The sequence below is a fragment of the Stenotrophomonas sp. YJH_SMC_21 genome (genome assembly GCF_059369555.1).
Genome location: NZ_JCAFSU010000013.1, coordinates 16,065 through 39,308, shown reverse-complemented (window position 1 = coordinate 39,308; position 23,244 = coordinate 16,065). Strand labels below are relative to the sequence as shown.

Genomic DNA, 23,244 nt, shown 5'->3' with positions numbered 1-23,244 from the left:
GTTCTTCAACGCGAGCCCGCGCGCCGGTACACGCCATTGAAGCGCACGTTCATGCCACCGCATTCGCTGTTGTCGGCCACGATCAGCACCTCGCCCAGCGAATGCACGCGTACCTTGCAGGTGTCCTCGACGAACTCGACGTCGGCACCGCGCGGCGCGGCGCGCGCTTCCACCTGGCCCATGTTCGGTCCGTAGGGACGCTGCTCCGGCGTGGGGTTGGCGGAGGGCCAGTAGGCGTCCCCCTCCACATGCAGTTGCCCACCCTGCACGGTGATGCGCAGGCCGTTGTCGCCGTCCTTCCAGTTGCCCGCCCAGTCCTGCAGCGACGGCACGGCCACCGGCAATGGCTGCAGCTTGCTGCGGTCCACCCAGCCGGCACTGCCACCCACCCTGTTCGGGAAGAACGCGCAGCGATAAGCGCCCAGGTCGCGCCCGGTCACCACCGTATCGCCGTTGACCACATAGCTGCGCTGTCGGCAGGCCGGTTCGCCCTTGGCCGGGCAGCCGTCCATGTCGCCAAGCAGGTACAGGCGCGGTGCATCGACCACCCGCGCCAGTGCGAACCGGCTCTGTTCGGACGGGAACGCGCCATTGCGGCAGGCGCCGTCATCGGCGATGCCGGAAGCGAAGGCGGAGGCTGGCAGCAACGCGGCCAGCAGGCAGAACGAACGCAGGGACATGGCGATGGCACCGATGGGGAAGCCGGCAGGATATACCGGGCTACTTCACCGGCGGCGCGTCGCCAGCATTCTGCTCCTGGGAGAACCGCAGCGCGCGCCGCTGCTGTTCCGCACTGAGTTCCGGCGGCGGCCGCGCCACGGCGGCCTGGATCTGCGAAGGTCCACCCGTGAGCTTGTTCACGCCCTTGGCGGCCGCCATCACACCCTTGACCACGCCCATCATGATGTAGCCGCCGCCCATGCTCACCTGCTCCGGCGATGGCGGTTCGCTCCAGTCACGGCTGAAGCGGTTGTCGCCGAACTTCACCGGGTTCTTGAAGCGGTAGAGATCCAGCGGCTCGTCTTCCGGCTTGAGCGCACGCACTTCGCCGAGGGTGGTGACGTTGTCCTGCGGCAGAGCGGTGGAGATCGGTGCGGTGGTTGCCGCCGAAGCATCCACCGGGGGAACGGGCGCCGGATCGGGCACCGCCACCGGCGCGGCCTGCTGCGCCTGCGCGATGCCGGCCAGCAGCATGCCGGCCAAGAGGGCTCCCTGCGTTCCACGTCGTGCCACAGCCATCCACCTGTTGGTTGCGTCCAGCGCCCAAGGATACGGATGCCGGCTTCAGATTTCGTTGCTGCACTGGCAGCTGTTCAGCCAGGGGAGATGCGGCGACGCTACGGGACGCGGGCACTGAACGGTTCACGCCCTCCGTGTGCGGTGTCTCACATCCTGAGACGTGAGTGTGGTGCCATGTGACCCCTCGCAATCCGTCCCGGCTCCATCTTCCATGGCCTACGAACTCGCCAAGCGCACCGCCGATGCCGAGCAGAAGCTCGCCACGCGCGACGGCCTGCCCGCCCGCGACGGCGCCCTGCTCAGCGCGCGCCTGCAGCGCCGCTACCAGGACCGCATCACCGGCAGCTTTGCCATTCCCGGCCGCGAAGGCCGCTATGCGCCCATTCCCGATTCAGTTCCGCCTGCCCTGGCCGCTGCGCTGAAGGCGCGTGGCATCGAACAGCTCTACAGCCACCAGGCCGAAGCTTGGGAGGCCAGCCAGCGCGGCGAGCACGTGGCCATCGTCACCCCCACCGCCAGCGGCAAGTCGCTGTGCTACACCCTGCCGGTGGTCAGCGCGGCAATGCAGGACAAGGCCAAGGCGCTGTACCTGTTCCCGACCAAGGCACTGGCCCAGGACCAGGTGGCCGAGCTGCTGGAACTCAACCGCGCCGGCGATCTGGGCGTAAAGGCCTTCACCTTCGATGGCGACACGCCCGGCGATGCACGACAGGCCATCCGCCTGCATGGCGACATCGTGGTGTCCAACCCGGACATGCTGCACCAGGCCATCCTGCCGCATCACACCAAGTGGGCGCAGTTCTTCGAGAACCTGCGCTACATCGTCATCGACGAGGTACACACCTACCGCGGCGTGTTCGGCAGCCACGTCACCAACGTGCTGCGCCGGCTCAAGCGCATCTGCGCGTTCTACGGCGTGCAACCGCAGTTCATCCTGTGCTCGGCCACCATCGGCAACCCACAGGCGCATGCCGAGGCGCTGATCGAGGCCCCGGTGACTGCCATCACTGAATCCGGTGCGCCCAGCGGGCCGAAACAGGTGCTGTTGTGGAACCCGCCGGTGATCAATCCGGACCTGGGCCTGCGCGCCTCGGCGCGCTCACAGAGCAACCGCATCGCGCGCATCGCGATCAAGTCCGGGCTGAAGACCCTGGTGTTCGCGCAGACACGTTTGATGGTGGAAGTGCTGACCAAGTACCTGAAGGACATCTTCGACCACGACCCGCGCAAACCGCCGCGCATCCGCGCCTACCGCGGTGGCTACCTGCCCACCGAGCGGCGCGAGACCGAGCGCGCGATGCGTGCCGGCAACATCGACGGCATCGTCAGCACGTCGGCGCTGGAACTGGGCGTGGATATCGGCAGCCTGGACGTGGTCATCCTCAACGGCTACCCCGGCAGCGTGGCCGCCACCTGGCAGCGCTTCGGCCGCGCCGGCCGCCGCCAGCAACCCGCACTGGGAGTGATGGTGGCCAGCTCGCAGCCGCTGGACCAGTACGTGGTTCGCCACCCGGACTTCTTCGCCGAGGCCTCGCCCGAGCACGCGCGCATCGCGCCGGACCAGCCGCTGATCCTGTTCGACCATATCCGCTGCGCGGCCTTCGAGCTGCCGTTCCGGGTCGGCGATGGCTTCGGCCCGATCGATCCGGAGGTGTTCCTGGAAGCGCTGGCAGAGACAGAAGTGATCCACCGCGAAGGCGAGCGCTGGGAATGGATCGCCGACAGCTATCCGGCCAACGCGGTCAGCCTGCGTGCGGTGGCCGACGGCAACTTCGTGGTGGTCGACCGCAGCGATGGCCGCCAGCAGATCATCGCCGAGGTCGATTATTCCGCCGCCGCGCTCACCCTGTACGAGGGCGCCATCCACATGGTGCAGTCCACCCCGTACCAGGTGGAGACGCTGGACTGGGAGGGGCGCAAGGCCTACGTCACCCGCACCCACGTGGACTACTACACCGACAGCATCGACTTCACCAAGCTCAAGGTGCTGGACCGTTTCGATGGCGGCGTGGCCGGCCGTGGCGATTCGCATCATGGCGAAGTGCACGTGGTGCGCCGCGTGGCCGGCTACAAGAAGATCCGGTATTACACCCACGAGAACATCGGCTACGGACCGGTGAACCTGCCCGACCAGGAACTGCACACCACTGCGGTGTGGTGGCAGCTGCCGCAGGCGCTGCTGCTGCGCGCGTTCGCCAGCAAGCAGGATGCGCTGGATGGCTTCCTCGGCGCCGCGTATGCACTGCACATCGTCGCCACCGTGGCGGTGATGGCCGATGCGCGCGACCTGCAGAAGTCGGTGGGCAACGGCGATGGTTCCTGGTTCGCGATCGCCGACCAGAGCGGCCGCGGCCAGCTGCGCGGCAGCGAGGGCGATCCCGGTGGGGTGGAGCTGCTGCAGGAGTTCGTGCCCACCGTTTACCTGTACGACAACTTCCCCGGCGGCGTCGGCCTCAGCGAACCGCTGTGGCAGCGCCAGGCCGAACTGGTGCAGCGCGCGCGCGAACTGGTGCAGCGCTGCGACTGCAGGGCCGGCTGCCCGGCCTGCGTGGGCCCGGTGCTGGCCGCGCAGGAAGACGATGAGACTTCGCCGCGCGCGCTGGCGCTGCGCGTGCTCGACCTGTTCGATGCCGACGCCTGCCAGCACGTGCCCGACGTGGTGGTGACCACGCGCGACCCGATGGAGCTGCTGGCACCGTGAGCCTGAGCCTGGACAAGCTGCGCCTGCTGCGCAGGCAGGCCGGCGACACGAAGGCGAGCACACCGGCCGCGCCGGACGTGCCCCCTGCGCCACCGGCACCCGTGGCCGCGAACGATGCGCGGCAACCACCGGCCGAACGTTCGGTGTTCGCCTGGGTCGAACAGGAGATCCGCCACAAGCCGACCGGCGCTGCGGTCTCCACACCGGCACCCGCACCGCTGCGTCGGCCGGAAGTGGGCGGTCTGCATCGCCTGCTCGGCCTGCGTTCGCGCGGTGGAGCCGCGCCGGCACGCGCCAGTGCACAGGATCGTCAGTTGCCCGGCGAGGAGATCGCGCCGGGCCTGTTCCTGATCGAATCGCTGCAGCCGCAACCAATCCCGACCGCCCCGCTGTCATTGGCCTTCGCCAAGCGCGAGGACCAGCATGTAGCTGCGCGCGACCTGCTGTTCTTCGATACCGAGACCACGGGCTTGGCCGGTGGCACCGGTACGCGTGCCTTCATGATCGGCGCGGCCGACTGGCACGTGTGCCCGCAACGTGGCGAAGGCCTGCGCATCCGCCAGCTGCTGATGTCCACCATGGCTGCGGAAGAAGCGATGCTGGCCACCTTCGCCAGTTGGCTGCAGCCCTCCACCGTGTTCTGCAGCTACAACGGCCGCAGCTACGATGCGCCGCTGCTGAAGGCGCGCTACCGGCTGGCGCGCCAACGCGATCCGATCACCGCGCTGGACCATGTGGACCTGCTCTACCCCACCCGTCGCCGCTATCGCGGCACCTGGGAGAACTGCAGGCTGTCCACCATCGAGCGCCAGCTGCTGCGCGTGGTGCGCGAGGACGACCTGCCCGGCTCGGAAGCGCCGGGCGCATGGCTGCGCTTCCTGCGCGGCGGCGACGCGGTGAACCTGCGCCGGGTGGCCGACCACAACCATCAGGACGTGGTGACCCTGGCCCTGCTGCTGCAACGGCTGGTGCACGAGGAGCAGCGCGAGCGCGAGACGCTGGCGCTGGTCGGTCAATAGGCCTTGACGCGGCCTGACGGTGGCAGCGGTGACACTGCCGCCACCATCCACGCCTGGAGCCCGACGATGCGCCTCAATCCCCTGGTCCTGCTCGCCATCCTGCCCTTGGCCGCCTGCAGTCATGCCGGCAGCAGCACCTCCCACGATCCCGCGCCAGCGCCCGTGGCCGATGCCGCGCACGAATGCAAACCGGAGGCGCTGGACGCCTTCACCGGCAGGACCGCCGACGAAGCCACGATCAAGAAACTGGTGGCTGACAGCGGTGCGCGCAATGCACGGGTGGTCAAGCCGGGCATGGCGGTGACCATGGACTTCCGCCAGGACCGCGTGACCGTGCAGGTGGATGCGCAGAACCGCATCGAGCGCGCCAGCTGCGGTTGATGTTCCCAGGGTAGTGCCGGCGCTGGCCGGCCCCCCCCATTGCCGGCCAGCGGCCGGCACTACCGATCAGAGTCGCTCGGCCTTGCCACTGGCCAGTGCGCGCGCGATCACCTGCTGCGCCTGCTGCGATGCCTGCGCATGCACGCGTGCCTGGCGCTCGCCCAACGCGGCCTGTTGGCTGCCCAGCGTCGTTTGGCGGCTGGCCAGTTCAGACTGCTGGCTGGCCAGGCGCTGCATGGCGCGGGTGCGGCTGGCACGCGCGGTTTCGTTGTCCACTTCCTGCATCGCACGACGCGCCTCGGCGGCAGCCTCACGTGCGGCCTCACGTGCAACCGCCGCGTCGTTGGTCGCGCCCCGCGCCGCCTTCGCCGCTTCGGCCGCCGCTTCGCGGTTGATGTCATGCGCGGCCATCGCACTGCGCGCGGCCTCCGCTGCGGCCAGTGCCAGGCGGCGCGCCTCTTCACCCTGCAGACGCCCCATCTCACCCATCTGCTTGCCCAGGTCGCCCTGCTGGCGGCCCAGCGCACTCTGCTGGCGGCCCAGTTCGCTCTGCTGGCGACCAAGGTCCGCCGCACCGGCATAGGCGCGCTGCAGCGACTGGATCAACATCGGGTCGCGCACCACATAGCGCTTGTCGCCCTGGCGGAACCACAGCGCCGGGCCCTTGCCGAGCTGCCTGCGGGCCACCATCACGTCGTCCATGCCGCCGTTGGCGAAGGTCGAATCACCATCGACCAGCACGAAGGCCTCCCGGGGCGACTTGCCCAGATCGAGGCGACCGTAGGTCGTGATGGAGGAGGTGGTGGTCGTGCCGTCATGGTCCTCATCCATGCCAGCGGCATCGTCGACATCGGCCACATCGGCCACATCGGCATCGTCGGGACCGGAGGGTTCTTCCATATCGGCCGGTTCTGCGGGCGGTGCGGGAGCCACCGGCTCGGCCGGAACGCGCGCGGCCGAGGCTGGTGCGGGCGGGGCTTCCGGAGCCTTCGGCGGGGGCGGCACCACGGCCGTCGGGGCGGCCGGAGGTGCGGGCGGGGCCGGCGGCACCGGCGCTGCGACCAGCCGCATCGGCGCCACGCCCACCACCACCACCACAGCGGTCAGCGCCACCGCCAGCAGACGCGGGCAGGACCGGTGCGACTGCAGCGAAAGCAGGCGACGCTTGAGGCTGGTGGTGCTCGGTGCGGCGCTGGCCACGCCCAGATGCGGCTGCGGGGCCACGCCCAGCTGCAGCAACAGGCGGCCATAGGCCTGGCGGCTGGCGCCATGTTGGCCGACCACCGCCGCATCCACGGCTTCCTCGCGGGCCTGCGCGTATTCGCGCACCGACAGGCGCAGCAGCGGGTGGAAGAAGAACAGGTGCTGGGCCAGCGCGGGCAGCAGGCCCCATTGCAGGTCACGGCGCTGCAGGTGCTGCAGTTCGTGGGTCAGTGCCAGGTCCAGCGCATCGCCCTGCAGGACGTTGTCGCCGGCCGGCAGCAGCAGCACCGGGCGGAACGGCCCGACCAGCTGCGGTGCGTCCACCTGCATGCTCATCCACAGTCGCGGCGCACGGCGCACGCCGTGGGCATCGGAGGCCAGCTGCAGGGCCTGCACCAGCGCCTCGTCCTCGCAGGGATACGCCGCAGCCAGCAGTGCGCGGCAGCGGCGCCACTCACCGAAGGTGCGCAGCGCCATCATCAGCACGCCGGACAGCCACAGCGCGGCCAGTGCGACCGCCCACCACGCAACTGCCGGTACTTCGGCCGCGGGCAGCGGCATCGCGGCCAGCAGCTGCGCCGAGGCCTCCGGGGCCAGCGGGTAGACGATGTCAGCGGCCACGTCGGTCGCGGTCATCGCCACCGCCTGCGGCGCCGGCAGCCAGGCCAACTGCAACGGCTGGCTCCAGAACAGGCCGAGCACGGCCTGCAGCGAGACCAGCCACCACAGGCGGCAGCGGGTCGCCGCCGACAGCGACGGCAGCGCGCGGCACAGGCCGTACACCAGCGCCACCAGCAGCACGGTCTGCAGGCTGGTCCAGCCCAACCGTTCCAGCATCGGAATCAGCATCGTGGTGTCCATGGCTCAGCCCTCGTGGCGACGCGATTGGAGTTGGGCGACCAGCGCTTCCAGCTCGGCCAGTTCGTTGTCGCTGACCTGCTGGCGCTGCGACAGGTAGGCCACGAACGGCGACACCGAGCCCTGCAGGGTGTTGTCGACGAACTGGGCCACGGCACCCTGCAGCACGCTCTGCGGGCCACGGGTGGCCTGGTAGCGGTAGACGCCGTCCTGCTGCCGGCGCTGAAGATACCCCTTCGCCCGCAGCCGCTCCATCATCGTCAGCACGGTGGAACGGGCCAGGCCGCGGGCCTCGCCGTAGCCACTGGCGACCTCGCCGACCGTGGCCGGCGCATGTTCATCGATGTACTGCAGCAGGGCCAGTTCCTGATCCCCGATGGTCTTGCCACGCATGACACCACTCCCTTGACTACACGTGTCGTCACTGTCAGCTTGACGACAGCTGTAGTCAACCCCCCGGAAGTCATGGGCCGACGAACGGTAGGCACCACCGAGCGCTTAAACCTTTGACCCGCCCGCTGCATCCGATCCGCAACGCCCCGCTGGAATTCCGCATGTCCCGCCCAATGCTCCGAGTCCTGCTCATGCTCATCAGTGCACTGCCCTTCGCCGCTGTCTCTGCCAGCCAGGACCAGGCCAACGACCAGACCCGCCGCCTGATCCGCCAGATCATGCTGGAGCAGCGCATCCCGGGATTGCAGATCGCGGTGGTCAAGGACGGGCAGACGGTGTTGTCCGAGGCCTACGGGCTGGCCAACGTGGAGAACGGTGTGCTTGCCTCGCGCGACACCCGTTTCCCGCTCAATTCGGCCACCAAGGCGTTCACCGGCGTGGCCACCGCGCAGCTGGCCCAGCAGGGGCAGCTGGATCTGGACGCACCGGCCTCGCGCTACCTGGATGACCTTCCGCCAGCGTGGAGAGACGTACGCATACACCAGCTGCTGGCGCATACCTCCGGCCTTCCCGAAATCCTTGATGCGAAGGGACTGCTGGGCGGTGGCTCAGAAGCGCAGGCGTGGGCGGCCGTCACTGCGCAGCCGCTCGAAGCCGAACCCGGGCAGCGCTTCGCCTACAACCAGACCAACTACGTACTGCTGGCACGAATCATCGCGAAGCAATCCGGCATGCCCTACGAACGTTTCCTCGCCACCGGCCAGTTCAGCAGCGCGCGCATGGCCCGCACCACCTTCGGCGACAGCTACGACCTGATTCCCGATGCGGCGACGATGTACAGCCTGGCCCCGCGTGCCACCGACGCTGCGGATGCACCGTCCCGCCTGTCGCACTGGTTCTACGACATACCGCCTTCGCTGTGGGCCGGTGGCGGCATCCTCACCACCGCCGACGACACCGCGCGCTGGCTGGTCGCGCTGACCGAAGGCCGCCTGCTGCCGGAGACCGCCCTGCGGCGGATGTGGAGCGCGGAGCGCCTGGCGGATGGCCGTGCCGGCCCGTGGGCGGGGGGCTGGCCGGTACTGCGCGCATCGCCCGACCTTCAGGTGGCCGGTATCGGCGGTGCGCGCTCGGCGTTCGTGGTCTATCCCGAGCGCGGCGTGGCGGTGGTGGTGCTGACCAATCTTGTCGGTGCCAATCCGCAGCAGTTCATTCCACGCATTGCCGATTTCTATGCGCGCGATGCCTCAACGCCCAGTCACGAACGGGTCGCCCCTGCACGGCAGTAACGGGCTGTCATCGCAGGGCCATAGCCCGGCCGGCACGGTCCTGGCCACTTCGAAGTGATCCTGGTTCCAGCGCAGGAAACCGCCGTGGATGGCATTGCCATGGTCGAAGCTGCGCGCATCGTCGGCCAATGGCTGCTCGGGGTCGGCTTCGGCCACCCAGCGCACCACCGGCACCTTGTCCAGCTGCCCGATGAAGGCGAACAGATCGCCCGCGCCCCTGTCCTGGTAAGCCGTCATCGTCGCCGTATCAGGCAGCTCGGCCTGCGCCAGCAACGACGCGGTGACATCCTGCAGCGGTGCGGCTCCCTGTGCGATGTAGGCGCGCATGCCCGTGGTGGTTGCTGGGCAGTCCTGCAGCTGCACGAGATACCCGGTGGTACCGCCATTGCTGGAGAACGAGCGCATCCAGTAGCGGAAACGCGGTCCGCTGCGATCGGTGACCATGAAATCCTGCTGGCCACCCTGCGCGGGAATGGAAAGCACCTGCGCATTGCCGGCACTCTCCACGTTGCACTTCAACTGCGCCAGCACCCGCCTGGCCGGTTCGGGCAGCGCAGCGTAGCGGCCGCCGGAATGGGCGCTGCCGGAAGCTTCCGGCAATGCAGGCAATCCGCGTTCAGTGGGTCCTGCCTGCGCAGGCAAGGTCTCCGGTTTCGCCTCAGGCTTCGCAGCAGGTGCGACCGGCACGGTGTACTCCCCGGCGGGTGCGCATGCGCTGCACGCCAGCAGCAACACCCACGGCAAACCGGACATCAAGGGTAGACGGACCATCCTTCAACGTCCTCCCATCGCGGGTGCTTCGTGCTGCTGTGCCGGCGCGGGCACGGGTGCACCCTGTTCGCGCGCTTGCTGCTGCAGCTGGCGCAGGCTGGTTTCCACCGCAGTCTCGCGCACCTCGGCTGCGTTGACGCCTGCGCGCACGGCCGCCGGATCGCCCGGATTGCCCTGCACCAGGAACAGTGTCTCACCCGCAGCGCGGCCGCCACTGGGATTGCTGGCCACGATCTGGTCGACCCGGGTGATGCCTGCGGCCTTCGCTTCGCGCAGCAAGACCAGACTGTAGTCATCGGCATGCTCGGCGTAGCGCCCGCCCAAGGCCTGCAGGTGCGTGCTGATCTGCTGCTGCAGGGCATGGTCGCGATGCTGCGGCTGCCGGGGATCGTCATTGGCCGCGAGCGGCGTGTCCTGTCCCAGCCCGCGCGCCTGGCCCGGCGCAACCGAGGTCAGCACATACTGCCAGCGGTTCTGCCCGGGGGTGCCGCGTACCGTCGCCACGAAGTCGTCGTACTCACCGCCGCCGATGGTCTGGCAGCCCGCCGAATCGGTATTGGACCGGCTGCCACGATGGATCTTGAAGGTGTCGTTGAGGTGCTGCACGCCCTGGGTATCGCGCGCATCGAACCAGCCATCGCCATTGGTGTCGCGCTCCACCCGTCCAGCGCCGGCGGTGATCGCCGCCTGCGAAGGGCGCAACGCGAACTCATCGGGATGGCCGTTGCGCGGATGCGTGGTCGCGCGCATCTCGGTGGTGCCTTCGCCCAACCGTCCAAGATCCTTGACCCGGTCGCCGTTGACGTCCTCGCCCTCGGTCTTGGTACGCGGCGCCACGTTGCCGAAGCCAGGGCTGCGTGGCGTGGTCTTGGCGTGTCCGTCGTACTGGGCGGTCGGTTCTGTCGTGGCCTGGTTGAACTCGCGCACATGGCCGTGGTCCTGCGCATCCTTCCACAGCACCACGATGCGGTCGTCGTAGACACCACGTCCTCGCGCCTCGGTGGTGCGGTTCTCGTCGCGCAGCCCCAGCACCACGCGATCCTGCGTGGCCATCGCATCGTTCGCTGCGGCGTTGCCGCGCTGGGCCACGATGCTGCCATACACGTCGTACTGCTGGGCCTGGCTCAGGCCCGCAGTCTCCGCGGCGTCGGGCATGCGCGGTGGGCGCGTCGCGTCGCTCAGGCGATCCAGCATCGGCTTGACCGTGGCCGCGTCAGTGGCGGATACGCCACCGCTCCGTCGCAGCGCCTCAAGCTCGGTGGCGCCCCGCGCCGCGATGTAGCGATCCAGCGATTCCTGCACCACCGCACGCTGGCCGTTGTGCAGGGCCTCCAGGCGGGCGGCCGCGCCACGGGCATCGTTCTGCCGCAACAGGGCGACGACTTCATCGGCCGCTGCGCTGATATCCATCTCCGGCATGATCTTTCCCTGAACGTGATCGTATGGGAGTCCAGCCTACCCCACCGCACCGGCGCAGCCGTTGACACACGCCACACACCTGCGCGAAGCCCCGTTCAGCAGGCGCCACGCCGTAGTGCTGTTCACCCGCGTGGCCCGCCCATCACCGGCAGGATCACCCCGCTGATGTAACTGGCACAGGCCGGCGAGGCCAGGAACACGTAGGCCGGCGACAGTTCCTCGGGCTGTGCAGGCCGGCCCATGTCACTGTCCTTGCCAAATTCCGCCACGTCCTGCGCCGGCTTGTCGGCCGGGTTGAGCGGCGTCCATACCGGCCCCGGCGCCACGCAGTTGACCCGGATGCCGCGCGGCAGCAGCTGGCTGGCCAGCGATTTGGTGAACGCGTGGATCGCGCCCTTGGTCGCCGAGTAATCGATCAGCGCCTTGCTGCCGAAGATTCCCGTTTCCGAACCGGTGTTGATGATGCTGGCGCCCTCGCCCAGATGCGGCAGCACCGCGCGCGCCATCTGGATGTACCCGCCGATGTTGGTCTGCAGGGTCTCCTGCAGGTGCGCGTCTTCCAGGTCTTCCAGCCGCTCGCAGTGCAGCTGGAACGCGGCGTTGTTGACCAGGATATCGATGCCGCCGAACGCCTTGGCCACCTGCTTCACCGCTTTGTCGCAGAAGCGCGGATCGCGCACGTCACCGGCGATCACCACGCAGCGACCGCCTTCGCGCTCCACGTGCTGGCGGGTGATGTCCGCGTCCTCGGCTTCGTCCAGGTGCAGCACGGCCACGTCGGCACCTTCGCGTGCGAACAGCACCGCCACCGCGCGGCCGATGCCGGAATCGCCACCGGTGACGATCGCACGCATGCCCTGCAGTTTGCCGCTGCCGGTGTAGTCGGGTGCAAGGAAACGCGGCGCCAGCTCCAGTTCGTGTTCGTGCCCGGGCTTGGCCAGCTGCTGCGCCGGCATCGCCTCCGGCTGGCGTCGTGCTCCGGCCTGGGTCGCGGTCTTCTTTGTTGCCTTCTTGGTTGCCTTCTTGGCCGCGCGGGCGTCCTTGGCCTTCTCCTGGTCCTGCAGGCGCCGCTGCCGTGCCGCAACGCGGGCGGCGCGGGGATCGCTGGCGGCGGCCTTGCGGGTTGCAGTCTTCACCACGCGCGGGCGATCGGGGTCGGCGATGGTCCTGGTTGCAGTGCTGCCTTTGCGCACCTTGGGTGAGGCTTTGCGGCGGGCGGGGGTTTTCCTGGTGGTGGCCATGCAGGTCTCCTCGGGGGGGGAATGGGATTGCCGGCCAGCGGCCGGCACTACCGGGCGCATGCGCCGCAGTACCGGGGGCGGCATCCGCCGCTCCTGCAGTGTCTCCACCCCTGCTGTTGGCGGCAGTGAGCGCGCCGTGTCCATGATGTGCACGGCATTCATTCCGCCACCACGTGCGCCGTCGCACCCTGCACGCAATCACACAAGGAACGCCTCCATGAAACACGCCATCGCCACCGCCGCCGTCTGCTTTGCCCTCGCCGCCTGCAGCAGCACACCGGTGGCCCAGGTACAGCCGATCGACGGTGTGATTTCCGGCCAGTGCCACAGCGACAGGGTGCGCGGCGCACTTGGCCTGGCCGCGTCGGACGCCACCGTCGCACGCGCACGGGTGGACAGCGACAGCCTGCACGTACGGGTACTGCGCCACGACGGCCCGCGGGTGCCGCCGGCCAGCGAAGGCGGCGACCGCCTGACCATCGAAAAGGGACGCACCAACAACATCACCGCGATCTACTGCGGCTGAGCCGGCGCGCCCTGCGCAGCACGCGCAGGGTCGCCTGTTCCCACTGGCGCGGCCCACGCAGGCCGGCCAGCGTGGCCAGTTCGCCGCGCTCCCAGCCGGCGAACACGCAGGGGTCGATATAGGCCTTGCGGCACACCGCCGGGGTATTGCCCAACAGCGACGCCACTTCGCACACCACCGCGCGCTGCGCCTGCGCCAGCGCGCGCTGGCTGGCCGGTTCCGGCAGTTCGGTGGCGGCAAACGCCTGCACCGCCGCAACCGTCCCGCCCCAGGTGCGGAAATCCTTGGCAGTGAAGTCCTCGCCCATCACCTCGCGCAGGTAGTCGTTCACCGCGCCGGAGTCGACCGGCTGCAGCGCACCGTCGTCATCGCGGTACTGGAACAACGCCTGCCCCGGCAGCTGCTGCAGGCGCCGCACCAGCAGCCCCAGCCTGCGGTCGCCCACGGTGACCTCCTGCAGCTGCCCGGACTTGCCACGGAAGCGCATGCGCACGCGGCCACCGCGCAGCAGCTCCAGATGCCGGTTTCGCAGTGTGGTCAGTCCAAACGAACGGTTCTGCTGCGCATAGGTCTCATTGCCGACCCGCACCAGCGTGTCCGCCAACAGCGCGACCACCATGGCCAGCACCTTCTCCTTCGGGAAACCGGGGCGCTTGAGATCCCGCGACAGCCGCCGCCGCAGCGTAGGCAACGCCTCGCCAAAGGCGATGATGCGGTCGAACTTGCCGGCATCGCGCTCCCTGGCCCAATCGGGGTGGTAACGGTACTGCTTGCGACCGCGCGCATCACGACCGGTGGCCTGCAGGTGGCCGTTGGCATGGGCGCAGATCCACACCGCGGTGTAGGCCGGTGGGATCGCCAGTGCGCGGATGCGTTGCAGGGTGGTGGCGTCGCGTATCGCGTGGCCATCAGCATCGCGGTAGCTGAAGCCCTTGCCGGCGCGGCGCCGGCTGATGCCCGGCTGGGTGTCGTCGACATAGCGCAGGCCGGCCGCGCGCGCTGCCTGTCGTTCGGGGGTGGAGGGAGTTGGCATGCCGCCAGTGTCGCCGTCGCCATGCCGCGATCCTGTCGATAACACAAGACAAACACGTGAGGGCCGGTTCGCCGCTATGCTCGGGTCTTCACAACCCCTTCCGGAGTCATGATGTCGTTCCCGATTCGCGCCCGTTCGCTCTCCGCCCTGTTGCTGCCGGCCGTGCTGGCCCTGACCGCCTGCCAGGCACCGGCGCTGGATGAACAGGATTCGGCCACCGCCCACGCCCAGCAGGCCGCCGAAGCAGCCAAGGCGCCGGCCGACGACGCCGGCAAGGCCACCGAGGCTCCGCCGGTCGGCACCTGCGATGCCAGCCAGGTACAGAGCCTGGTCGGCCAGGCCTACACCGATGCCCTCGGCAAGCAGGCACAGGAAGATGCAGGTGCCAGCCAGGTGCGCGTGCTCAAGCCCAATGATGTGGCCACGATGGAGTTCCTCGGCGACCGCCTGAACATCGAAGTGGACGACAAGGGCGCCGTCAGCGGCGTGCGTTGCGGCTGAGTCCCGCCCCGCGCCGGCACTGGGTTGCCGGCGCGTTCCGTTGCACCTGCAACCGTGTATTGCGGCGTTGCAGCAACCTGTGATCTAGTCGAGGCATCCGGTGGCCTCACGATGCGCTCCAGGGAATGAGCGGGGACGAGTGTCGCCGCCAACCCTATACGCATCGAGGTAGAGATGGCCCCCCGCAACCGCCAAGGGCTTTACGACCCGCGCTCCGAGCGCGATGCCTGTGGATTTGGCATGGTCGCCCAGCTCGACGATCAACCATCGCGCCTGTTGGTTGATACCGCCATCGCCGCGCTTTCGCGCATGACCCACCGTGGCGGTGTCGCCGCCGATGGCCTGACCGGTGATGGCTGCGGCCTGCTGCTGCGCCGCCCCGATGCGTTCCTGAAACTGCTGGCCAGCGAAGCCGGCATCACCACCGCCGCGCGTTTCGCCGCCGGCCTGGTATTCCTGCCGCATGACGCCGACGCTGCGCAGGCCTGCCGCGCGCAGCTGCAGGCGCAGGTGGAAGCGGTGGGCTGCAAGGTCGCTGGCTGGCGCGAGGTACCGACCGACGACAGCGTCTGCGGCCAACTGGCGCGCGACACGCTGCCGCGCATCGAGCAGGTGTTCGTCGATGCCGGGGTTGGCCAGGATGATGCCGGCTTCGCACTGGCGCTGTTCCTGGCCCGTCGCCGCAGCGAACAGCAGCTGCGCGAACACGCCGACTTCTACGTCACCACCCTCACCCCGGATGCGATCAGCTACAAGGGCATGGTGCTGCCGGACAAGCTCAGCCGCTTCTTCCCGGACCTGCAGCGCCGCGAGCTGGCCTCCAGCGCGATCGTGTTCCACCAGCGCTTCTCGACCAACACGCTGCCGCGCTGGCCGCTCGCCCACCCGTTCCGCATGCTCGCCCACAACGGCGAGATCAACACCATCGAGGGCAATCGTCGCTGGGCGCAGGCGCGCAGCAAGGTGTGGAAGACGCCGCGCTTCGATATTGGTGAATTCGACCCGGTCATCTCCATGCACGGTTCGGATTCGCAGAGCCTGGACAACATGCTGGAGCTGATGGTCGCCGGTGGCATGGAGCTGATCCAGGCGCTGCGCATCCTGGTGCCGCCCGCCACCCAGTCGCTGGAGTTCAAGGACCCGGACCTGGCCGCGTTCTACGAGTTCCACGGCCTGAACAGCGAGCCGTGGGATGGCCCGGCCGGCATCGTCGCCTGCGACAGCCGCTATGCGGTGTGTACGCTGGACCGCAACGGCCTGCGCCCGGCGCGCTGGATGCTGACCGCCGACCGCCACTTCCTGGTCGCCTCCGAGGCCGGCGTCTGGGAAGTGCCGACCGAGCGCGTGGTGCGCAAGGGCAAGCTCGGCCCCGGCGAGATGATCGCGATCGACCTCAAGCGCGGCGACCTGCTCGACTCCGACGCGGTCGACCGCATCAACCGTGGCCGTGCGCCGTACAAGCAGTGGCTGCAGCAGGGCGTGACCTACCTGCAGACCGAACTGATCGACCCGTCGCTGGTGGAGGAACCCTTCGACGAAGGCACCCTGCGCAGCTACCACAAGCTCTACCAGCTCAGCAGCGAGGAAGTGGAGCAGGTGCTGCGTCCGCTGGCCGAGACCGAGCAGGAAGCCACTGGCTCGATGGGCGATGACACGCCGATGGCGGTGCTGAGCCAGCGCAGCCGCCCGCTGTACGACTATTTCCGCCAGGCCTTCGCGCAGGTCACCAACCCGCCGATCGATCCGCTGCGCGAAGACTGCGCGATGTCCCTGTCCACCCAGCTCGGCAAGGAGACCAACATCTTCCATGCTGGCCCGGAGACGGTGAACCACGTCATCCTCAATTCGCCGGTGCTGAGCCAGCGCAAGCTGCGCCAGCTGCTGAAGATGGAGCAGTACGTGCAGGCCAACCGCCTGCTCGATCTGTCCTACAGCGAAGACGAGGGCCTGCGCGCCGGCATCGAGCGCATCTGTGCCGAGGCCGAACAGGCCGCGCGCGATGGCATGGTGATGCTGCTGCTGTCCGACCGCTACCCGGTGGCCGGACGCCCGATGGTGCATGCCCTGCTCGCCACCAGCGCCATCCACCACCACCTGTCGCGGCTGGGCCTGCGCTGCGACGTCAACCTGATCGTCGAGACCGGCACTGCGCGCGATCCGCACCACATGGCCTGCCTGCTCGGCTTCGGTGCCACCGCGGTGTACCCGTACCTGGCCTATCAGACCCTGTTCGACCTCGGCCGTCGCGGCATCCTCAAGCTCAGCAAGGGCGGTGAGCAGTCGCAGATCGGCCGCCGCTACCGCAAGGGCGTCTACAAGGGCCTGTCGAAGATCATCTCGAAGATGGGCATCTGCACCGTGGCCAGCTACCGCGGCGCGCAGCTGTTCGAGATCATCGGCCTGGAACCGGAAGTGGTGGACCTGTGCTTCCCGGATACGGCCTCGCGCATCGGTGGCGCTGGCTTCGCGCGCCTGGATGCCGACGCACGCGAGCTGTGCGCGCAGGCCTGGGACGCGCAGCAGGACGTGGACGTAGGCGGCCTGCTGAAGTACGTGCACGGCGGCGAGTACCACATGTACAACCCGGACGTGGTCACCACCCTGCAGCGCGCGGCGCGCAGCGGTGACCCGCGTGCCTGGCAGCAGTACTGCGATGCCGTGCATGCACGGCCGCCGTCGGCGTTGCGCGACCTGCTGGAACTGGTGCCGGCGGCCACGCCGGTAGCGCTGGACGAGGTGGCTCCGGCCAGTACCCTGTTCCCGCGCTTCGATACCGCGGCGATCAGCCTGGGCGCACTGTCGCCGGAAGCACATGAAGCATTGGCCATTGCCATGAACCGCCTCGGCGGCCGCAGCAATTCCGGCGAAGGCGGTGAGGATCCCGCCCGCTATGGCACCGCAAAGCGCAGCAAGATCAAGCAGGTCGCCTCGGGCCGCTTCGGCGTCACCGCTGAGTACCTGGTCAACGCCGAAGTGCTGCAGATCAAGGTCGCGCAGGGCGCCAAGCCCGGCGAGGGCGGCCAGCTGCCGGGCCACAAGGTGAACGAACTGATCGCGCGCCTGCGCTATGCCCGGCCTGGGATCGGCCTGATCTCGCCGCCGCCGCACCACGACATCTATTCGATCGAAGACCTGGCGCAGCTGATCTACGACCTCAAGCAGGTCAACCCGACCGCGCTGGTGTCGGTGAAGCTGGTCAGCCATGCCGGCGTGGGTACGATCGCCGCCGGCGTGGTCAAGGCCGGTGCCGACCTGATCACCATCTCCGGCCACGACGGCGGGACCGGTGCTTCGCCGGTCAGCTCGATCCGCTACGCCGGCGTGCCGTGGGAACTGGGCGTGGCCGAAGCGCACCAGGCGCTGCTGGCCAACGACCTGCGCGGGCGCACCCTGCTGCAGACCGATGGTGGCCTGAAGACCGGCCTGGACGTGGTCAAGGCCGCGCTGCTCGGCGCGGACAGCTTCGGCTTCGGCACCGCGCCGATGATCGTGCTGGGCTGCAAGTACCTGCGTATCTGCCACCTCAACAACTGCGCCACCGGCGTGGCCACCCAGGACGAGCGCCTGCGCGAGAACCACTTCACCGGCCAGCCCGAACGCGTGGAGAACTTCTTCCGCCTGCTGGCCGAGGAAGTGCGCGGCTGGCTGGCGTACCTGGGTGCACGTTCGCTGGAAGAGATCGTCGGCCGTACCGACCTGCTGCGGCAGATCGAGGCCGCGCCGCGTGACGGCGTGCGCGTGGACCTGTCGCGCCTGCTGGCCGATGCCCGCTACGAAGGCAGCCACTGCGCCGCCCAGCGCCTGTACGAATCGCCGGACGGCCTGGCCACGCAGATGGATGGCCTGCTGGCGCCGGCCATCGAACACAAGCGCGGTGGCGAGCATCGCTTCCTGATCCACAACACCGACCGCAGCATCGGCACGCGCCTGGCCGGTGCGGTGGCGCGCGCGCACGGCAACCAGGGCATGGCCGAGGCACCGCTGGAACTGCGCTTCCGTGGCAGCGCCGGGCAGAGCTTTGGTGCCTTCAATGTCGGTGGCCTGCACCTGGAAGTGGAGGGTGAAGCCAACGACTACGTCGGCAAGGGCATGGCCGGCGGCCGCCTGGTGGTGCGCCCGCCGCGTGGCGCGCGCTTTGAAGCGCGCAGCACCGCGATCATCGGCAACACCTGCCTGTACGGCGCCACCGGTGGCGAGCTGTTCGCCGCTGGCCGCGCCGGCGAGCGTTTCGCGGTACGCAATTCCGGCGCGCTGGCGGTGGTGGAAGGTGCCGGTGACCACTGCTGCGAGTACATGACCGATGGCGTGGTGCTGGTACTGGGCAAGGTCGGCCTGAACTTCGGTGCCGGCTTCACCGGTGGCCTGGCCTACGTGCTGGACGTCGACCGCGATTTCGTCGACCGCTACAACCACGAGCTGATCGACATCCATCGCGTCTCCGCCGAGGGCTTCGAGAACTACCGCCAGCACCTGCACCGCCTGATCGGCCGCCACCGCGAGCTGACCGGCAGCATCTGGGCGCAGCAGATCCTGGACGAGTTCCGCGATTACATCGGCAAGTTCTGGCTGGTCAAACCGAAGGCCGCCAGCATCGAGTCGCTGACCGAAACCCTGCGACGCGCCGCGTAACGGTAGTGCCGGCCGCTGCCGGCAACCCAGGACCACGTAGTGCCGGCCGCTGGCCGGCGACCGCAAAACACCACAGAGCCCGCCATGAGCCGCAAGCACGCCTTCCAGTTCCTCGACCTGCCCCGCACCATGCCGCAGCGCATTCCGGTGGAACTGCGCACGTCCGGCGACTGGGGTGAGTTGTACGGCAAGTTCGGTAAGGAAGATGCCCAGTACCAGGCCGGTCGCTGCCTGGACTGCGGCAACCCCTACTGCAGCTGGAAGTGCCCGGTGCACAACGCCATTCCACAGTGGCTGCAGCTGGTGCAGGAAAACCGCATCCACGAAGCGGCCACGCTGTGCCACAGCACCAACCCGCTGCCGGAAGTGTGCGGCCGGGTCTGCCCGCAGGACCGGCTGTGCGAGGGCAGCTGCACGCTGGAAGAGTTCGGTGCGGTCACCATCGGCGCGGTCGAGAAGTACATCGTTGATACCGCGCTGGCCACGGGCTGGCGCCCGGACCTGGGCGCGGTGCAGCCGACCGGCCGCAGCGTGGCTGTGATCGGCGCCGGCCCGGCCGGGCTGGCCTGTGCCGACCGTCTGGCGCGCGCCGGCATTGCCGCCGTGGTCTACGACCGCTATGAGCAGATCGGCGGCCTGCTGCAGTTCGGCATTCCCAGCTTCAAGCTGGACAAGGATGTGATCCACCGCCGCCGCGAAGTGCTCGAGGGCATGGGCGTGCAGTTCCGCCTCGGTGTGGAGATCGGCCGTGACCTCAGCGTGCAGCAGCTGCTGGACAGCCACGATGCGGTGTTCGTCGGTACCGGCGCCTACCGCTATACCGACGGTGGCCTCGACGGCCAGGACCTGAAGGGCGTGCTGCCGGCACTGCCGTTCCTGGTGCAGAACAGCCGCATCGTCGGCGGCGATGATCCGAAGGGCCGGCCGATTGCCGGCTGGGAAGACAGCATCGCCCTGCCCGACCTCAACGGCAAGCGCGTGGTGGTGCTGGGCGGCGGTGATACCGGCATGGACTGCGTGCGCAGCGCGGTGCGGCTGGGCGCGGCCAAGGTCACCTGTGCCTACCGCCGCGACGAAGCCAACATGCCCGGCAGCGCGCGCGAAGTGGCCAATGCGCGCGAGGAAGGCGTGCGCTTCCTGTTCAACCGCCAGCCGCTGTCGATCGAAGCCGGCGCCGACGATGAGGTGATCGGCGTGACCGTGGTCGAAACCCGGCTGGGTGAGCCCGATGCCAATGGCCGCCAGAATGCGGTGCCGATCGAAGGCAGCGAATCGCTGCTGGAGGCCGACGTGGTGATCATCGCCTTCGGCTTCTCGCCAACCGTGCCGGCGTGGCTGGCCGAGCACGGCGTGGAAGGCCGGTCCAACGGCCGCATCGTGGCTGGCGGCAAGGACCGCCTGCCATTCCAGACCGCGCACCCGCGCCTGTTCGCCGGCGGTGACGCAGTGCGTGGCGCCGACCTGGTGGTGACCGCCGTGGCCGAAGGCCGCGACGCCGCCGCCAGCATCATCCGCCTACTGGCGCATTGATTCCGGCGCCAGCAGCACGGCCAGCAAGCCCCGCAGTTCCTGCGCCGCCACCGGCTTGGCCAGGAAATGATCGATGCCCGCTTCGCGGCAGGCCTCGCGGGTGCGACCCAGAGCGCTGGCCGTGAGCGCGATGATCGGGACCTGCGCGCGAACCGCGCAGGCGTCGGCGCGGATGGCCCGTGCCAAGGCAAAGCCATCCATGTGCGGCATGTGGCAGTCGGTGATGACCAGGTCGAACGCCCGCGCCTGCCAGGCCTCGAAGGCCTGGCGACCATCGGTGCAGGCGTGCACCTGCAGACCCAGATCATGCAGGCGCTGCTCCAGCAGGTGCAGGTTGGTGGGGTGATCTTCAGCTACTAGCACCCGGGCCGACGACAGTGGCCGCGCCGCCTCTGCCGGAAGCGGCAATGCCTCGGCAGGCAACTCACAGGCGTCCAGATCCAGTTCCAGCCACACGGTGGTGCCCTTGCCTGGCGCGCTGCGCAGGCACAGTTCTGCTTCCATCGATGCAGCCAGTTCACGGCAGATCGCCAGGCCCAGGCCGCTGCCGCCGAAACGGCGCGTTGTCGATGCCTCGGCCTGGGTATAAGCAGCGAACACCGCCTGTTGCCGTTCCGGGCTGATGCCCACCCCGCTGTCACTGACCTGCAGGCGAAGACGTTGGCCGCCATCGTGCTGCTGCAGCACCTGCACCTGCAGATCCACGCCGCCATGCTCGGTGAACTTGAGCGCGTTGCCGGCAAGGTTGAACAGGATCTGGCGCAGGCGCAGGCCGTCGGCCAGCGATCCGGCCTGCAATTCCGGATCAAGTTGGATCCGCAGATGCAGGCCCCGGCTGGCCGCCACCGGCATCAGCAACTGCTGCACCGCGCGCACCAGTGCCGCCACGTTCGTGGGTCGCAGCTGCAGCGGCAGTGCCTGCAGCCGTTGGCTGTGCAGCACGTCGTCCAGGATCTGCCGTAGCATCTGGGCAGCATCACCCACGGTCACCAGGACCTGTTGCTGGCGATGATCCAGATCGCTGCCCTCCAACCGCTCGAGCATGCCCAGCAGGGTGCTCATCGGCGTACGGATCTCGTGGCTCATGGTTGCCAGGAAGTGGGCCTTGGCCAGGGCTGCCTGCTCGGCCGCACGGCGCGCCTCGGCCAGCGCATGGGTGCGCGCCTGCACTCCGCTTACGTCGATCCAGTAGCCACTCCACTCGACGTCGCCGCTGTCCAGGGACAGCGGCCGTCCATGCGAGTGGACCCAGCGCCAGCCTTGTGGCGAGCGCGTGCGGAAGGTGACATCGATCGGGCCCCGCGCCAGGGCAGCGGCGTCGACGGTGTCCATCAGCCGCGAGCGATCATCGGGATGAACCGCTGCCAGCAGGCGCTGATGATCGATCAGGGCGGTTTCCACGCTGATTCCGAACAACGCCTGCACGTCACCTGCGATCTGGGGAAAGCTGTAGTGGCCGGTGGCAGAGCGACGCGCCTGATAGACCACCGCTGGCAGGTTCGAGGTCACCTCCTGCAGGCGTTGCGCAGCCACGCGGCGACGCTCGCTCTCGCGATGCACGCGCCAGTAGCCGAAGGCGTACACCAGCATGAGCGCCAGCAGGGTCAGCGAGGCCGGCACCAGCCAGCGCAGGGGGGACGCAGAGGGCGGGTGTCGCGGCTGGTTCGGCAGCCAGGACGTGCGGATCGCCTCGCGTTCGTTCGCGGTCAGCTGCGACACGGTCCGCTCGAACACCGGGATGACGTCGGCGCAGGCGGGCACGGTGGCCAGCACCGGCGCGTCGTCGATTCCGGCCGGCGCAGCGATTACCAGCGGCTCGCCCTGATAGTGGCGCAACGCGGCCTCGACCTCTCCAAGATTGGCGACCACGGCATCGACCAGGCCCGTGCCCAGCAGTGACAGGGCGTCGTCGATGGGGGCGGGGGGCAACAGCTGCACGCCAGACGCCTGTTCCGTCAGCGCCCCGACCAGCGACAGCGGGTCGGGACTGGCCACGGTGCCTCCGCGCAACGCCTCCAGGCCCAGCACCGGCGATGCATCCCGGCGCCGCACGATGACCTGTGGCAGCTGCACGTAGGGCGCACTGGCCACCCACCCCGTCGGCAACTGCGAGCGCGACCAGCCCAGCAGTGCCTGGACGTCGGGCGGCACCGTTCCCTCGGCGATGGCGGCGGTTGGCAATGGCTGCATCTGCAGTGGTCGCTGCGCGCCCAGCAGCTTCAGGTACTGCGCGCTGAGCCCGCGCGGCTGGCCCTGCTCGCTGGAGGACAACGGCGCGCGGTCGGCGGGCCAGGCAATGCGCAGCGGCGTCCTGCAATCCGCAGCGGCGGCCAGGGCAGGCAACAGCAGGCCGGCCACGACCGCGGTGGCGGCACGCAGGCCAGCGGCGTTCACGATGGGCATCCTCTTCTGGCGGGCGGAAATGAACGGCCGCGCAGCGGTACCGCTGCCTCGTACGCTAGCGGCGCGTGGACGAGGCGCAATGAAGAAAGTTGTAAAAACACCAAGATA

At 68.9% G+C, this 23,244-nt stretch carries 17 protein-coding genes; 8 read left to right on the top strand and 9 right to left on the bottom strand.

The genetic code is table 11. The annotated features are described in order from the left end of the window. Positions 1-5: 5 nt before the first annotated feature. Together AC5P67_RS15550 and AC5P67_RS15545 are read right to left on the bottom strand one after the other, a co-directional pair. Positions 6-680: a hypothetical protein gene (locus tag AC5P67_RS15550; RefSeq protein WP_012478708.1), complete on the bottom strand. Its 675-nt coding sequence runs from the start codon at positions 678-680 to the stop codon at positions 6-8. Positions 681-720: 40 nt separating this feature from the next. Beyond that, entirely contained in the window at positions 721-1,239 is a 519-nt protein-coding gene (locus AC5P67_RS15545; RefSeq protein WP_044569323.1) for a hypothetical protein, read from the bottom strand. 211 nt (positions 1,240-1,450) lie between these two features. On the opposite strand from AC5P67_RS15545, the gene AC5P67_RS15540 reads away from it, so the two are divergent. The 3 genes from AC5P67_RS15540 (at position 1,451) to AC5P67_RS15530 (ending at position 5,340) form a co-directional block, all read left to right on the top strand. Then, positions 1,451-3,940: a DEAD/DEAH box helicase gene (locus tag AC5P67_RS15540; RefSeq protein ID WP_049395469.1), complete on the top strand. Its 2,490-nt coding sequence runs from the start codon at positions 1,451-1,453 to the stop codon at positions 3,938-3,940. Continuing rightward, positions 3,937-4,959, top strand: coding sequence for a ribonuclease H-like domain-containing protein (locus tag AC5P67_RS15535; protein WP_060380950.1), 1,023 nt, complete (start codon positions 3,937-3,939; stop codon positions 4,957-4,959). Before AC5P67_RS15540 ends, AC5P67_RS15535 begins: the two co-directional genes overlap by 4 nt. A gap of 66 nt (positions 4,960-5,025) precedes the next feature. After that, positions 5,026-5,340: an I78 family peptidase inhibitor gene (locus tag AC5P67_RS15530; protein WP_012478704.1), complete on the top strand. Its 315-nt coding sequence runs from the start codon at positions 5,026-5,028 to the stop codon at positions 5,338-5,340. 66 nt (positions 5,341-5,406) lie between these two features. On the opposite strand, the gene AC5P67_RS15525 is transcribed toward AC5P67_RS15530, so the two are convergent. Together AC5P67_RS15525 and AC5P67_RS15520 are read right to left on the bottom strand one after the other, a co-directional pair. Beyond that, a complete protein-coding gene (locus AC5P67_RS15525) occupies positions 5,407-7,404 on the bottom strand; it encodes a M56 family metallopeptidase (protein WP_012478703.1) in 1,998 nt (665 codons plus the stop codon). A gap of 3 nt (positions 7,405-7,407) precedes the next feature. Further along, positions 7,408-7,794 (bottom strand): BlaI/MecI/CopY family transcriptional regulator, encoded by a 387-nt coding sequence (locus tag AC5P67_RS15520; protein WP_005407516.1) that lies wholly within the window; start codon positions 7,792-7,794, stop codon positions 7,408-7,410. 191 nt (positions 7,795-7,985) lie between these two features. Here AC5P67_RS15520 and AC5P67_RS15515 point away from each other — a divergent pair, with 191 nt between their 5' ends. Continuing rightward, complete coding sequence (locus AC5P67_RS15515) at positions 7,986-9,083, top strand: serine hydrolase domain-containing protein (RefSeq protein ID WP_495214879.1); 1,098 nt, start codon at positions 7,986-7,988, stop codon at positions 9,081-9,083. Here AC5P67_RS15515 and AC5P67_RS15510 read toward each other — a convergent pair. The 3 genes from AC5P67_RS15510 to AC5P67_RS15500 form a co-directional block, all read right to left on the bottom strand. Then, positions 9,042-9,683: a hypothetical protein gene (locus AC5P67_RS15510; RefSeq protein WP_024958664.1), complete on the bottom strand. Its 642-nt coding sequence runs from the start codon at positions 9,681-9,683 to the stop codon at positions 9,042-9,044. The two genes, AC5P67_RS15515 and AC5P67_RS15510, sit on opposite strands and share 42 nt — an antisense overlap. 174 nt (positions 9,684-9,857) lie before the next feature. Continuing rightward, complete coding sequence (locus tag AC5P67_RS15505; protein WP_012478700.1) at positions 9,858-11,273, bottom strand: XVIPCD domain-containing protein; 1,416 nt, start codon at positions 11,271-11,273, stop codon at positions 9,858-9,860. Positions 11,274-11,395: 122 nt separating this feature from the next. Beyond that, a complete protein-coding gene (locus AC5P67_RS15500; RefSeq protein ID WP_005411829.1) occupies positions 11,396-12,514 on the bottom strand; it encodes an SDR family oxidoreductase in 1,119 nt (372 codons plus the stop codon). A gap of 217 nt (positions 12,515-12,731) precedes the next feature. Here AC5P67_RS15500 and AC5P67_RS15495 point away from each other — a divergent pair, with 217 nt between their 5' ends. Continuing rightward, the gene (locus tag AC5P67_RS15495; RefSeq protein WP_005407511.1) at positions 12,732-13,040 is read left to right on the top strand and encodes a putative periplasmic lipoprotein; all 309 of its coding nucleotides are present in this window, start codon (positions 12,732-12,734) and stop codon (positions 13,038-13,040) included. Here AC5P67_RS15495 and AC5P67_RS15490 read toward each other — a convergent pair. Further along, complete coding sequence (locus AC5P67_RS15490; protein ID WP_005407510.1) at positions 13,018-14,073, bottom strand: DNA topoisomerase IB; 1,056 nt, start codon at positions 14,071-14,073, stop codon at positions 13,018-13,020. The genes AC5P67_RS15495 and AC5P67_RS15490 overlap by 23 nt on opposite strands. A 111-nt stretch (positions 14,074-14,184) precedes the next feature. On the opposite strand from AC5P67_RS15490, the gene AC5P67_RS15485 reads away from it, so the two are divergent. The 3 genes from AC5P67_RS15485 (at position 14,185) to AC5P67_RS15475 (ending at position 20,733) form a co-directional block, all read left to right on the top strand. Beyond that, a complete protein-coding gene (locus AC5P67_RS15485; RefSeq protein WP_005407509.1) occupies positions 14,185-14,574 on the top strand; it encodes an I78 family peptidase inhibitor in 390 nt (129 codons plus the stop codon). A gap of 174 nt (positions 14,575-14,748) precedes the next feature. Continuing rightward, positions 14,749-19,203, top strand: coding sequence for a glutamate synthase large subunit (gene gltB, locus AC5P67_RS15480; RefSeq protein WP_111193566.1), 4,455 nt, complete (start codon positions 14,749-14,751; stop codon positions 19,201-19,203). Positions 19,204-19,287: 84 nt separating this feature from the next. Next, positions 19,288-20,733, top strand: a complete 1,446-nt coding sequence (locus AC5P67_RS15475; RefSeq protein WP_012478696.1) for an FAD-dependent oxidoreductase — start codon at positions 19,288-19,290, stop codon at positions 20,731-20,733. Here the strand turns inward: AC5P67_RS15475 and AC5P67_RS15470 are convergent. Next, complete coding sequence (locus tag AC5P67_RS15470; protein WP_111174504.1) at positions 20,719-23,127, bottom strand: ATP-binding protein; 2,409 nt, start codon at positions 23,125-23,127, stop codon at positions 20,719-20,721. The two genes, AC5P67_RS15475 and AC5P67_RS15470, sit on opposite strands and share 15 nt — an antisense overlap. Positions 23,128-23,244: the final 117 nt, after the last annotated feature.